Annotated in this window: 3 protein-coding genes; 2 read left to right on the top strand and 1 reads right to left on the bottom strand. The window is 70.5% G+C overall.

What is annotated here, in order from left to right; translation table 11 throughout:
- The coding region (locus Q3A80_RS29840; protein ID WP_446332381.1) for a hypothetical protein at nt 1-368 on the top strand (368 nt) is incomplete at its 5' end.
- A 167-nt stretch (nt 369-535) separates the two neighbouring features.
- Here the strand turns inward: Q3A80_RS29840 and Q3A80_RS29835 are convergent.
- The gene (locus Q3A80_RS29835; RefSeq protein WP_446332380.1) at nt 536-13,252 is read right to left on the bottom strand and encodes an autotransporter-associated beta strand repeat-containing protein; all 12,717 of its coding nucleotides are present in this window, start codon (nt 13,250-13,252) and stop codon (nt 536-538) included.
- A gap of 727 nt (nt 13,253-13,979) precedes the next feature.
- Between Q3A80_RS29835 and Q3A80_RS29830 the strand changes: the two genes are divergently transcribed.
- Entirely contained in the window at nt 13,980-14,438 is a 459-nt protein-coding gene (locus Q3A80_RS29830; RefSeq protein ID WP_446332379.1) for a (2Fe-2S)-binding protein, read from the top strand.
- The last annotated feature ends 2 nt before the right edge of the window (nt 14,439-14,440 follow it).

Genomic DNA, 14,440 nt, shown 5'->3' with positions numbered 1-14,440 from the left:
TCGAGATCCCGCCTGCATTCGGGCTGCCGACCGTCACCACCCCGTTCCCCCATCCCGTCACGGTGCCGACGAGTTCCCCGGGTGCCGGAGATCCACCTCCGACGATGAGGCCGTCGGATTTGCTGACACTTCCCTGCGGGGAAGCCAGTACCCCCGCCTGGGACGCAGTGGCGGCCAAGCTGAACAAAGCCGCGACCGACAAGGCGATGCCTGTCAATTTCACGTTCGTTTTCGTTTTCATGAATAACCTCATTTCGGTTGGACAACCGCGGAACAGCTCGAGCGATGACGCGTGGACCCTGTCGCCTGAAGGCGGCGCGAATCGTTCGCGGATTGCCCGATATGGCAAAGCGTTGAAACAGGTTTAAACAAGCCGAAGCAACGGGATACCAAACACCGCGTGACGCACTTCATGAAAATCGATTTGCATCACGAAACTTCTGCAACACGAATCAAAAAACCAACCATCGCCGAACCATCGACAAACGATCGGCCGCTCGCGACGACTACATCGCGAGCGGCCGCCGCCCTCCCTTCAGAACTTCCACAACAGGTTGCCGTACAGCGCGTGATCGCTGATGTGGCCGCCGACCTGGCCGCTATACGACAGCCCGACCGACAGGTTCTTCGTGACGGCCGCATCGACGCCGACCTCGAGCACCGCGGCATCCCGCGCGACCGGCACGCCGACCACGCTGAACGGCGATCCGCCGCTCGCGAACGACAGCGTCGAACCCGGCTGCGTATTGCCGAACGCATGCCGCCAGCCGACCGTGCCGTACGCGGTGACCTTGCCCTTCGTCGTGACCGCTACATCGGTAGAAGCCCGCACGCCGAGCGTCGAGAAGCCGAGCCCGCTCGTGCTCGATTCGCCCTGCAGCGCGGCCGCGCCGCCGTTCTCCCTGAAACCGCCGGTATGCACGCTCGCGTAGGCGAGGCCGACGAACGGCTCGAGCGCAACGTTGCGGATCGCCGTCGAGTAGCCGATCTCGGTGAACACCTGCGTCGCGTTCGCGTCGTAGCTGGCGGTGTCGTGATCGGAGAAGCCGCCGAACGACAGATTGCGCTCGCTGTGCACGCGGTACCACGACTGCGCCAGACCGCCGCGCACGTTCCACGCGTCGTATCGGCCGCTCGCGTACAGTGCGATCGTCTCGCCGTTCACCTTCGCCGATTCGTTCTGGTCGGTATTGAGCAGGCTGCGCGACGCGCCGCCCGCGATACCGACGCGCCAGTGGCTGCTGACTTCCGCATCCGTACCGACGACGAAGCCATACAGGTTGCGATCGATCGAAGCGACGCCGTCGCCGTCGAACCGGCTATGCGAGCCGTACAGCCGGCCCCACACCGCGGGCTTGAACGACTTGGCCGGCGTGCAGCCGTTCTCCGACGCAAGCCGCCGGTCGAGCGACGCCGCATGATCGTCCGCCGACACGGGCGCCTCGCAGCCGCACAACGCACCGCCGGGCTGCGAGCCGAGACGCGCGCGATCGAGCACCGCGTCACGCACGTAGCGGCTGTCGGACAGCAGCACGCTGCGCGTGCTCGGATACAGGTCGCCGGCCAGTTGCGTGAACGCGCGATTCGCGGTCGGCGCATCGGCGGTCAGCACCGTATCGAACAGCGGATTGCCCGCGCCGAGCGTACCGACCGCGCCCGCCACCGATTGCCCGTCAAGCGTCGTGGCGACCGATGCGAACGGCGTGCCGTTCGGCGCGAGCGACAACAGCACCTGCGACGGGTCGTACTGGAGCGTCGGCGTGAGGAACGCATACGTCGAGTTCACCGCGCTGAATTGCCCCTGCACGCCCGCGCCGGCATTCACGATCGTGTAGAGCTTGCCAGGCTGGTATTGGCCGCTCGCCGCGACGACCTGCACCGTCCCGCCGTTGAGCGCAGCCGAGCCGGTCACGTCGAGGCCGCCGCTTTGTTGCGGCGTGGCGCCGACCTGCAGCGTCGAACCGGGCTGGAAGGTCGCGTTGCCGGCGACCTTCAGCGGCTGTCCGAGCTGCAGCAGCGATGCGGTGCCGCCGCCCGACACGACGAGGCCGCCGATCGTGCCGGTTCCGGTGACGGTCGCGCCGCTGCCCACCGTTACCGGCGAACTGGCCAGCGAACCGGTGACGGCGAGCGTGCCGCCGGTCACGTTCGTCGGCCCGGACAGCGTGTTCGTGCCGCTCAGCACCTGTGCGCCCGTGCCGGCCAGCGTCAGCGGACCGGTGCCCGACAGCGTGCCAGCGAACGTGCTGGTGCCCACGCTATTGACCGTCAGCGGCGTCGCGCCGAGGTTCACGTTCGACCCGGTCGTGCCGGACAGCGCGCCGATCGACTGCGGCGCGGCGGAGCCTGCTAGGTTCAGCGTCGCGCCGCTGCCCGCGAGGACCATCGGGCTCGTCGGCGCGAGGCTGCCTGCGCCGGACAGCGCGAGCGTGCTGCCGCTGCCGATCGTCGTGCCGCCGGTGTACGTGTTCGCGCCGGTGAGCGTCTGCGTGCCGCCGCCCTGCACCGCGAAGCCGCCGGTGCCCGCGATCGTGCCGCCGAACGAACCGCCCGTCGGGCCGGCCACGGTCAGCGTGTTGCCGCCGAGGTTCACGGTCGAGCCCGCCGCGCCGGACAGCGCGCTGGCCGTCTGCGGCGTCGTCGTGCCGCTGACGTCGAGCGTCGCGCCGTTGCCGGCCAGCGTCAGTGCGCTGCCGGCCGACAGGCCGCCGCTGCCGCCGACCGCCAGCGTGCTGCCGCTGCCGATCGTCGTGCCGCCCGTGTACGTGTTCGCGCCGCTGAGGGTCGTCGTCGACGGGCCGCTCACCGCCAGGTTGCCGCCACCCGAGATCGGGCCGCTCAGGCCGAGGTTGTTCGCGCCGCCGACCGTCAGCGTCGAGCCCGAGCCAAGCGTCACCGCGTTGCCGAGCGTCGTGCCGCCGACGCTGGTCCCGAGCGTGCCGCCGCTGCCGCCGACGCTCAGCGTGCCGCTGCCGAGTGCCGTCGGCGTGCCGGCCACCAGCGTGCCGCCGCCCGTGACGCTGGTGCCGCCGGTGTAGGTGTTGGCACCGGAAAGCGTCGTCGTCGCCGGGCCGCTGAACGCGAGCGTGCCGCTGCCCGCGATCGGGCCGCTCAGGCCGAGATCGTTCGACCCGCCGACCGTCAGCGTCGAGCCGCTGCCGAGATTCACCGCGTTGGTCAGCGTCGTGCCAGGCGTGCTCGCGGCGAGCGTGCCGCCTGCGCCGCTCGTGTTCAGCGCGCCGGTGCCGAGCGCCGTGTTGCCGCCGGCAACCAGCGTGCCGCCGCCGGTCAGGTTCGTGCCGCCCGTATAGGTGTTCGCACCGGTCAGCGTCTCGGTGCCCGTGCCCGACAGCGTCAGACTGCCGCCCGTGCCCGCGATCGTGCCGCCGTACGTGCCGCTGCCCGAACCGCCCAGCGTCAGGTTGTTGCCGCCGAGGTTCACCGTCGAACCCGATACGCCCGACAGCGAGCTCGTCGTTTGCGGCGTGGTCGCGCCGCTCACGTCGAAGGTCGCACCCGCACCGGCGAGATTCACCGGGCTGCTGCCGGACAGGCTGCCGCCTGCGCCGATCGCCAGCGTGCCGCTGTTGATCGTCGTCGCGCCGGTGTACGTATTGCTGCCCGACAGCGTCTGCGTACCCGTGCCCGACAACGTCAACCCGCCGGTGCCGCCGATCGTGCCCGCGTAGCTGCCGTTGCCGGTGCCGGCCAGCGTCAGCGTGTTGCCGCCGAGGTTCACCGTCGAACCCGATACGCCGGACAGCGCGCCCGTCGTCTGCGATGTCGTCGCCGCGCTCACGTCCAGCGTCGCGCCCGTGCCGGCCAGATCAAGCGCGCTGCCCGACGACAGGCTGCCGCCCGCGCCGACCGCCAGCGTGCTGCCGGTGCCGATCGTCGTGTTGCCGGTGTACGAACCGGCGCCGGTAAGCGTCGTCGTCGATGGGCCGCTCACTGCGAGGTTGCCGCCGCCCGAGATCGCTCCGCCCAGGCCCAGGTTATTCGCGCCGCCGACCGTCAGCGTCGAGCCCGAACCCAGGTTGATCGCGTTGGTCAGCGTCGTGCCGGCCGTGCTCGTGCCGAGCGTGCCGCCTGCGCCGCTCGTGTTCAGCGCGCCGGTGCCGAGTGCCGAGCCGTTGCCGGCGAGCAGCGTGCCGCCGCCGGTCAGGTTCGTGCCGCCCGTGTACGTGTTCGTGCCGTTCAGCGTTTCGGTACCCGTGCCGCCCAGCGTCAGGCTGCCGCCCGTGCCGGCGATCGTGCCGCCGTACGTGCCGCTGCCCGAACCGCCGAGCGTCAGCGCATTGCCGCCGAGGTTCACCGTCGAACCCGACACGCCCGACAACGCGCCCGTCGACTGCGGCGTCGTGGCGGCGCTCAGATCGAGCGTCGCCCCTGCACCGGCCAGATCGACCGCGCTGCCGCCCGACAGGCTGCCGCCCGCACCGACCGCCAGCGTGCTGCCATTGCCGATCGTCGTGTTGCCGGTGTACGAGCTCGCACCCGTGAGCGTCGTCGTCGACGGGCCGCTCACCGCCAGATTGCCGCTGCCCGAGATCGGGCCGCCGAGACCGAGGTTGTTCGCACCGCCGACCGTCAGCGTCGAGCCCGAACCCAGGTTGATCGCGTTGGTCAGCGTCGTGCCGGCCGTGCTCGTGCCGAGCGTGCCGCCTGCGCCGCTCGTGTTCAGCGCGCCGGTTCCGAGCGCCGAACCATTGCCGGCGATCAACGTGCCGCCGCCGGTCAGGTTCGTGCCGCCGGTGTACGTGTTCGTCCCGTTCAGCGTTTCGGTACCCGTACCGGCCAGCGTCAGGCTGCCGCCCGTGCCCGCGATCGTGCCGTCGTACGTGCCGCTACCCGTGCCGCCGAGCGTCAGGTTGTTGCCGCCGAGATTTACCGTCGAACCCGCGACACCCGACAGCGTGCCGGTCGTCTGCGGCGTGGTCGCGCCGCTCAGGTCGAAGGTTGCGCCCGCACCCGTCAGGCTCACCGGCGTCGTCCCCGACAGGCTGCCGCCCGCGCCGATCGCCAGCGTGCCGCTGTTGATCGTCGTCGCCCCCGTGTAGGAGTTCGCGCCCGTCAGCGTTTCGGTACCCGTACCGTTCATCGTCACGCCACCCGTGCCGGCGATGTTGCCCGCATAGGTGCCGCTGCCCGAACCGCCGAGCGTCAGGTTGTTGTTGCCGAGGTTCACCGTCGAGCCGGCCACCCCCGAGATCGTGCCGGTCGATTGCGGCGACGACGCACCGCTCAGGTCGAGCGTCGCGCCGGACGCCGTCAGGCTGACCGGGCTGCTCGACGACAGGCTGCCGTTGCCGCTGATCGCCAGCGTGCCGCTGTTGATCGTCGTCGCGCCGGTGTACGTGTTGGTGCCCGTCAGCGTTTCGGTGCCGGTGCCCGACAGCGTCAGCCCGCCCGTGCCGCCGATCACGCCGCCGTACGTGCCGCTGCCTGCGCCGCCGAGCGTGAGCGTATTGCCGCCGAGGTTGACGTTCGTGCCCGCGCCGCCGGACAGCGCGCCCGTCGTCTGTGCGGACGTGGCTCCGCTCAGGTCGAGCGTAGCGCCGGTGCCGGCGAGGTCGATCGCGCTGCCGCCCGACAGGCTGCCGCCCGCGCCGACCGCCAGCGTGCTGCCGCCGCCGATCGTCGTGCTGCCGGTGTACGAGCTGGTGCCCGTGAGCGTCGTCGTCGACGGGCCGTTCACCGCGAGATTGCCGCTGCCGGAGATCCCGCCGCCGAGACCCAGGTCGTTCGCACCGCCAACCGTCAGCGTCGAACCCGCGCCGAGATTCACCGCGTTGCCGAGCGTCGTGCCGGGCGTGCTCGCGGCCAGCGTGCCGCCTGCGCCGCTCGTGTTCAACGTACCCGTGCCGAGCGCCGAGCCGCTGCCCGCGATCAACGTGCCGCCGCCGCTCAGGGTCGTGCCGCCCGTGTACGTGTTGTTGCCCGTCAGCGTTTCGGTGCCCGTGCCCGACAACGTGAGGCTGCCGCCCGTGCCGGCGATCGTGCCGCCGTACGTGCCGTTGCCCGTGCCGCCCAGCGTCAGGTTGTTGCCGCCGAGATTCACCGTCGAACCGGCCACGCCCGACAGCGTGCCGGTCGTTTGCGGCGTGGTCGCGCCGCTGACGTCGAAGGTTGCGCCCGCACCGGCGAGATTCACCGGGCTGCTGCCGGACAGGCTGCCGCCCGCGCCGATCGCCAGCGTGCCGCTGTTGATCGTCGTCGCGCCGGTGTACGTGTTCGCGCCCGTCAGCGTTTCGGTACCCGTGCCCGACAGCGTCAGGCCGCCCGTGCCGCCGACCGTACCGCCGAAGGTGCCGCTACCCGACCCGCCGAGCGTCAGCGTGTTGCCGCCGAGGTTCACCGCCGAACCGGCCGCGCCCGACAGCGTGCCGGTCGTCTGCGGCGTCGTGGCGGCGCTCAGATCGAGCGTCGCCCCTGCACCGGCCAGATCGACCGCGCTGCCGCCCGACAGGCTGCCGCCCGCACCGACCGCCAGCGTGCTGCCATTGCCGATCGTCGTGTTGCCGGTGTACGAGCTCGCACCCGTGAGCGTCGTCGTCGACGGGCCGCTCACCGCCAGATTGCCGCTGCCCGAGATCGGGCCGCCGAGACCGAGGTTGTTCGCACCGCCGACCGTCAGCGTCGAGCCCGAACCCAGGTTGATCGCGTTGGTCAGCGTCGTGCCGGCCGTGCTCGTGCCGAGCGTGCCGCCTGCGCCGCTCGTGTTCAGCGCGCCGGTGCCGAGCGCCGAACCATTGCCGGCGATCAACGTGCCGCCGCCGGTCAGGTTCGTGCCGCCGGTGTACGTGTTCGTGCCGTTCAGCGTTTCGGTACCCGTACCGGCCAGCGTCAGGCTGCCGCCGGTGCCGGCGATCGTGCCGTCATACGTGCCGCTACCCGTGCCGCCGAGCGTCAGGTTGTTGCCGCCGAGATTTACCATCGAACCCGCGACACCCGACAGCGTGCCCGTCGTTTGCGGCGTGGTCGCGCCGCTGACGTCGAAGGTGGCGCCCGAGCCGGCCAGGTTCACCGGGCTGCTCGCCGACAGGCTGCCGCCCGCGCCGATCGCGAGCGTGCCGCTGTTGATCGTCGTCGCGCCGGTGTATGTGTTGGTGCCGGTCAGCGTTTCGGTGCCCGTGCCCGACATCGTCAGCCCGCCGGTGCCGCCGATCGTGCCCGCGTAGCTGCCGTTGCCGGTGCCCGCCAGCGTCAGCGTGTTGCCGCCGAGGTTCACGTTGGTGCCCGACACGCCGGACAGCATGCCGCTCGTCTGCGGCGTGGTCGCCGCGCTGATGTCGAGCGTCGCGCCGGTGCCGGTCAGGTCGAGCGCACTGCCCGACGACAGGCTGCCGCCCGCGCCGACCGCCAACGTGCTGCCGCCGCCGATCGTCGTGTTGCCGGTGTAGGTGTTCACGCCCGTGAGCGTGGTCGTCGACGGGCCGCTCACCGACAGGCCGCCGCTGCCCGAGATCGCGCCAGCCAGGCCGAGATTGTTCGCACCGCCAACCGTCAGCGTCGAGCCCGCGCCGAGATTCACCGCATTGCCGAGCGTCGTGCCGGCCGTGTTCGTGCCGAGCGAGCCGCCCGCGCCGGTGACGTTCAGTGCGCCCGTGCCGAGTGCGCTGCCGTTGCCGGCAATCAGGCCGCCGCCGCTCAGCGTCGTGCCGCCCGTATACGTATTCGTGCCGGTGAGCGTCGTCGTGCCGGCGCCGGTCTGCGCGAGCGCGCCGCCGCCGGAAATCGTGCCGCCCAGGCCGAGGTCGTTCGCGCCGTTCAGCCCGAGCGTCGCGCCGGCGCCGAGCGTGACCGCGTTGCCGAGCGTCGTGCCGCTCACGCTGGCGTTCAGCGTGCCGTTGCCGGTCACGTTCAGCGCGCCGGTACCGAGTGCGGTGTTGCTGCCGACGCTCAGTCCGCCGCTGTTCAGCGTCGTCCCGCCGCTGTAGGTGTTTGCGCCGCCGAGCGTGGTCGTACCCGAGCCGGACTGCACCACGCCACCCGCCCCGGAAATGATGCCGTTCAGGCCGAAGTCGAACGCACCGCCGAGATTCAGTGACGAACCCGCGCCCAGATCGACCGCGTTCGCGAGCAGCAGGTTGGCCGTGCTCGCGTTGAGCGTGCCGCCGCTGCCGGCCACGTTCAGCGTGCCCGTGCCGAGCGCCGTGTTGCTGCCGACGGACAGCCCGCCGGCGCTCAGCGTCGTGCCGCCCGTGTACGTGTTCGCGCCGGACAGCGTCGTCGTGCCGGTGCCGGTTTGCGCGAGCGCGCCGCCGCCCGACACGATTCCCGCCAGGCCGAGGTCGTTCGTGCCGCCGAGCGCCAGCGTCGAACCCGTGCCGAGGTTCACCGCGTTGGTCAGCGTCGTGCCGGTGACGCTCGCGGCCAGCGTGCCGCCCGCGCCGCTCGTGTTCAACGCGCCGGTGCCGAGCGCCGAGCCGTTGCCCGCGATCAGCGTGCCGCCGCCGGTCAGGCTCGTGCCGCCCGTGTACGTGTTCGCGCCGTTCAACGTTTCGGTGCCGGCGCCGCCCAGCGTCAGGCTGCCGCCCAGGCCGGCGATCGTGCCGTCATACGTGCCGCTGCCCGTGCCGCCGAGCGTCAGGTTGTTGCCGCCGAGATTTACCGTCGAACCCGCGACACCGGACAGCGTGCCGGTCGTCTGCGGCGTGGTCGCGCCGCTGAGATCGAACGTGGCGCCCGCGCCGGCCAGGTTCACCGGGCTGCTCGCCGACAGGCTGCCGCCCGCGCCGATCGCCAGCGTGCCGCTGTTGATCGTCGTGCCGCCGGTGTACGTGTTCGCGCCGGTCAGCGTCTCCGTTCCGGTGCCCGCCAGCGTCAGGCTGCCGGCGCCGCCGATCGTGCCGCCGAACGTGCCGCTGCCCGAACCGCCGAGCGCGAGCGTGTTGCCGCCGAGGTTCACCGCCGAACCCGCGACGCCGGACAGCATGCCCGTCGTCTGCGGCGACGTGGCGGCGCTCAGGTCGAGCGTCGCGCCCGCGCCGGCCAGATCGAACAGGCTGCCGCCCGACAGGCTGCCGCCCGCGCCGACCGCCAGCGTGCTGCCGGTGCCGATCGTCGTGTTGCCGGTGTACGAGCTCGCGCCGGTCAGCGTCGTCGTCGACGGGCCGCTCACCGACAGATTGCCGCCACCCGAGATCGCGCCGCCCAGGCCGAGATTGTTCGCACCGCCAACCGTCAACGTCGCGCCCGTGCCGAGATTGACCGCATTGCCGAGCACCGTGCCGCCGACGCTCGTGCCGAGCGAGCCGCCCGCGCCGGTAACGTTCAGCGCGCCGGTGCCGAGTGCGCTGCCGTTGCCCGCGATGAGCCCGCCGGCGCTCAGCGTCGTGCCGCCCGTGAACGTATTCGCGCCGAGCAGCGTCGTCGTGCCGGTGCCGGTTTGCGCAAGACTGCCGTCGCCCGACAGCACGCCGCCGAGGCTCAGGTCGGCCGAACCGTTCAGCCCCAGCGTCGCGCCGGCGCCGAGGTTCACCATGTTGCCGAGCACGGTGCCGCCGACGTTCGTGGCAAGCGTGCCGCCCGTGCCCGTCACGTTCAGCGCGCCGGTGCCGAGTGCGCTGCCGTTGCCGGCGATCAGCCCGCCGCCGCTCAGTGTGGTGCCGCCCGTGTACGTGTTCGTGCCGGTGAGCGTCGTCGTGCCGGTGCCGGTTTGCGCGAGGCTGCCGCTCCCGGCGATCGTGCCGCTCAGGCCGAGATCGGTCGAGCCGTTCAGCCCCAGCGTGGCGCCGGTCCCGAGATTGACCGCGTTGCCGAGCGTCACGCCCGGCACGCTCGCGCCGAGCGACGCCGAGCCGTTGACGTCGAGCGCGCCGGTGCCGAGCGCCGCGTTGCTGCCGACGAGCAGGCTGCCGCCCGTCAGCGCCGTGCCGCCTGCGTACGTGTTGCTACCGGTCAGCGCCTCCGTGCCGGTTCCCGCGAGCGTCAGTCCGCCCGCGCCGCCGATGTTGCCGGCAAAGACGCCGCTGCCGCTGCCGGCCAGCGTCAGGTTGTTCGCGCCGAGATCGATCGTCGAACCCGCGACGCCCGACAGCGTGCCGATCGACTGCGGCGTGGTCGCGCCGGCGATGCTGAACTGCGCGCTCGTGCCCGTCAGGTTGACCGGGCTCGACGCGGCGAGACTGCCGCCCGCGCCGATCGCGAGCGTGCCGCTGCCGATCGTGGTGCCGCCGGTAAATGTTTCGGCCGCGGTCAGCGTCGTCGTGCCGGGGCCGGTCACCGACAAACCGCCGGCACCGGAGATGATTCCGCTCAACCCGAGATCGTTCGTACCGCCAACCGTCAGGGCCGCGCCCGTGCCGAGCTGAATCGCATTGCCGAGCACCGTGCCGCCGACGGTCGTGCCGAGCGAGCCGCCTGCGCCCGTCACGTTCAGCGCGCCTGTGCCGAGTGCGCTGCCGTTGCCGGCGAGGAGCCCGCCGCCGCTCAACGTCGTGCCGCCGGTATACGTGTTCGCGCCGAGCAGCGTCGTGATGCCCGACCCCGTCTGGGCGAGCCCGCCGGCGCCGGCGATCACGCCGCTCAGGCCGAGATCGTTTGCGCCGGTGAGCGACAGCGTCGCGCCCGCGCCCAGGTTCACCGCGTTGCTCAATGCCGTGCCGCCGACCGTCGCGCCGAGTGCGCCGCCTGCGCCCGCGACGTTCAGCGCACCGGTGCCGAGTGCCGTATTGCTGCCGGCGAGCAGCGTGCCCGCACCCAGCGTCGTGCCGCCGCCGAAGGTGTTCGCGCCGGACAGCGTCGTCGTGCCCGTGCCGCTCAGCACGAGGCCGCCGGTGCCGCCGATCGTGCCGCTCAGGCCGAGATCGTTCGCGCCGTTCAGCGTCAGCGATGCGCCGTTCAGGTCGATCGCGTTCGCGAGAGACGCGCCGGCGGCCAGATCCGCGCTCAGCGAACCGCCGAGGCCGCTCACGTTCAATGCGCCGCCGACCCCGAGCGCGCTGCCGCCTTCGACGATCAGGCTGCCGCCGCCCGTCAGGCTCGCACCGCCGGTAAACGTGTTCGCGCCGGACAGCGTCGTGGCGCCGGTGCCGCCGAGCGCCAGCGCGCCCGCGCCGGCAATCGTGCCGCTCAGCCCGAGATCGGCCGAGCCGTTCAGCCCGAGGGTCGCGCCCGCACCGAGGTTCACCGCGTTGCCGAGTACCGTGCCGCTCGCGTTCGTCGCGAGCGAACCGCCGGTGCCGGTCACGTTCAGCGTCCCCGTGCCCAATGCCGCATCATTGCCGGCGATCAATCCGCCGCCGCTCAGTGCGGTGCCGCCCGTGAACGTGTTCGCGCCGAGCAGCGTCGTCGTGCCGGTGCCGGTCTGCGCGAGGCTGCCGCCGCCGCCGATCACGCCGCCGAGGCTCAGGTCCGCCGCACCGTTCAGGCCGAGCGTGGCCCCTGCGCCCAGATTCACCGCATTGCCCAGCACGGTGCCGCCGACGTTCGTCGCGAGCGTGCCGCCCGCGCCGGATACGTTCAACGCCCCCGTGCCGAGCGCCGCGCCATTGCCGGCGATCAACCCGCCGCCGCTCAGTGCGGTGCCGCCCGTGAACGTGTTCACGCCGAGCAGCGACGTCGTGCCCGTGCCGGTTTGCGCCAGACTGCCATTGCCGCCGATCGCGCCGCCCAGGCTGAGATCGGCTGCCCCGTTCAAACCGAGCGTGGCCCCGGCGTCGAGGTTCACCGCGTTGCCGAGCAGCGTGCCGCCGACGTTCGTGGCCAGCGTGCCCCCCGCGCCGGACACGTGCAGAGCGCCCGTCCCGAGTGCCGCGCCCGTGCCGGCGACGAGCCCGCCGCCGCTCAGCGTCGTGCCGCCCGTGAACGTGTTCAGGCCGAGCAGCGTCGTCGTCCCCGTGCCGGTTTGCGCGAGACCGCCGCCGCCGCCGATCACGCCGCCCAGCCCGAGGTTGGCCGAACCGTTCAGGCCCAGCGTGACGCCGGTGTCGATATTGACCGCGTTGCCGAGCAACGTGCCGCCGACGCTCGTGCCGAGCGTGCCGCCCGCGCCCGTCACGTTCAGCGCGCCGCTGCCGAGCGCCGTGCCGGTCCCCGCGACGATTCCGCCGCCGCCCGTCAGATTCGTTCCGCCCGCGAACGAATTGGCACCGTTCAGCGCGAGCGTGCCGGTGCCGTTCACGTTCAGCGGGCCGCTGCCGCCGATCGCGCCCGACAACGCGAGCCCGTTCGCGCCGTCCACCGTCAGGCTGCCGTTCAGCGTCACGTTGTTGAGCAGGTTCACGTTGGCCGCGCCGGCCTCGAGCGTGCCGCCGCCCGCGACGATCGTGCCGGTGCCCAGCGCACCGGTGCCGTGGACGATCGCGGTGCCGCCGGTCAGCGACGCGTTCCCCGCGGTCGATGCGCCGGTGATGTCCCACGTGCCGCCCTGCACCGCGAGGTTGTTGAAATTGCCGAACGTATCGATCGCGATGGCGCCGTTCGTCGCGCCGCCGGCGGTCGGGTTCAATTGCAGGTTGAGCGTGTTGTTGCCGCCCAGGCCCGCATCGACGCCGAGCCCGACCGACGATCCGGTCAGCGCATTGAACGTGTTCGACGTGCCGACGCCCGCGCCCAGCGACACGTTGCCCGTGATCGTTCCGGCATTGGTGAACGTATTGCCGGTGCCCGCGAGCCCGCTCGGCGCCAGCGCCACGGAGCCGCTGATCGTGCCGCCGGTCGCGTTCGTGAAGTTGACCTGCGCACCGCCCGAGGTGGTGACCACCTGCGCGGTCGGGCCGGCACCGAAGCCGAGAATGCCGGTCGTGCCGATCGCGCCAGCATTCGTGATGTTCGTCGTCCCGCCGATCCCGTTATATACGGTCAATGCGGGGCCGTTGAGCAGCGAACTGGTCGAGCCCATCATCACGCCGGTGCTCGTGTTCGTGACGTTGACGGTGCTCGCGGACGCGACGTTGCCGACGACCGTGCCGTTCGACACGACGCTCAGCCCGCTCAGCGACGGGTCGATCGTGCCGGCGTTCGTCAGCGTGACGCCGCTACCGGTAAGCGACATCGCGGTACCACCGAACAACGGCACCACGGAAACGGTCGCGCCGGGCGCAACCGTTACGTTGAGGCCGTTGGTGCCGTTCGCATAGCTGGTGGTCGCCCCGGTACAGGTGACGGTGGGTGTCCCGGTGCACGCCGCCAGCGCGTCGGCCGGAATGACGCCGGCGCCGACCAGCGCGACCAGCATGCCGGTCGGGACCAGCATTTTCGGACGTGCTTCCGCGCGCTTTTTATTCGATCCCATGCGCATACGCATAATTACACCTTCCCTTAAAGAGAATCGACGACACCGAGCCATTCCTTTGCACAATCAAATGCGAAGGAAAATACCGGAACACGTTATTCGATATTTATAGATAAATACCTTCCCGCCACCAATCCGGAACGGATGGCTGGATTGACAACTGGCGAGAATTAATCAACGAGTATTATTTAATCCGCATCTTTTGTTTTTACGCCCTCTGCCCGGTAATTTTTTCATTAATCCGCACCTGCGGTGTCACGTTAATCAGAACAGCCGTCTTGCGCCCGCGCTCATGGCGCGTGTTTTATGTCCCTCAAACGGCATCCGATCCCGAACTGCCCGTCCGACAGGGCGATCCGCCCATAAACGAACGCTGAGTTCACAGGTGGAACAAACCGGATTTCGATTGTCCCGCATGTCGATTCATCAATAACCGCCATTTGATCCGTGCGTCTCCCGCAAGGATGGCGAGTCAAATATAGGCCCGACTCGCAAACGTTTTCCACGGGCCGGCTAAGTTTTTGTCAAAACTCAACAATCTTTCATTAATATTCGGCGATTCGTATGCGAGATGTAAATTTTATATTTTAACTAATCACGCAGAATCGTTAAAAAACGCAAAACATTCCGGTTTTAATATGCTGGGCTTTTCTTGAATCTGCTTTAATTGATTCACATCCGCCGCATTGCGGTTGCGTCGGTGCCGGCGATAACGAGGTGTCCAAGGGAGAACTTCACGATGGTGACGTTGAACATCAACAACCGGCCGGCGGAGGTCGACGCCGATCCGTCGACGCCGGTGCTCTGGGTGCTGCGCGACAACCTCGGGCTGACCGGCACCAAGTTCGGCTGCGGCACCGGAGATTGCGGCGCGTGCACCGTGCACGTCGACGGCCGGCCGGTGCGCAGCTGCACGCTCGCGCTGTCGTCGGTGGGGAACTCCCGCATCACGACGTCCGAACACCTCGCCGACGATGCGGTCGGCAAGGCCGTGCTCGACGCATGGGTCCGGCACGATGTCGCGCAATGCGGCTACTGCCAGAGCGGCCAGATGATGAGCGCGGCCGGACTGCTGCGCGGCAACAAGGCGCCTACCGATGCCGACATCGACAGTGCGATGGCCGGCAATCTGTGCCGTTGCGCCACCTACCAGCGCATCCGCGCCGCGATTCACGATGCGGCCAGGGCGCTTGCCTGAGG

The sequence above is a fragment of the Burkholderia sp. SR8 genome (assembly GCF_052851275.1).
This window is presented reverse-complemented; position numbering and strand designations above follow the sequence as displayed.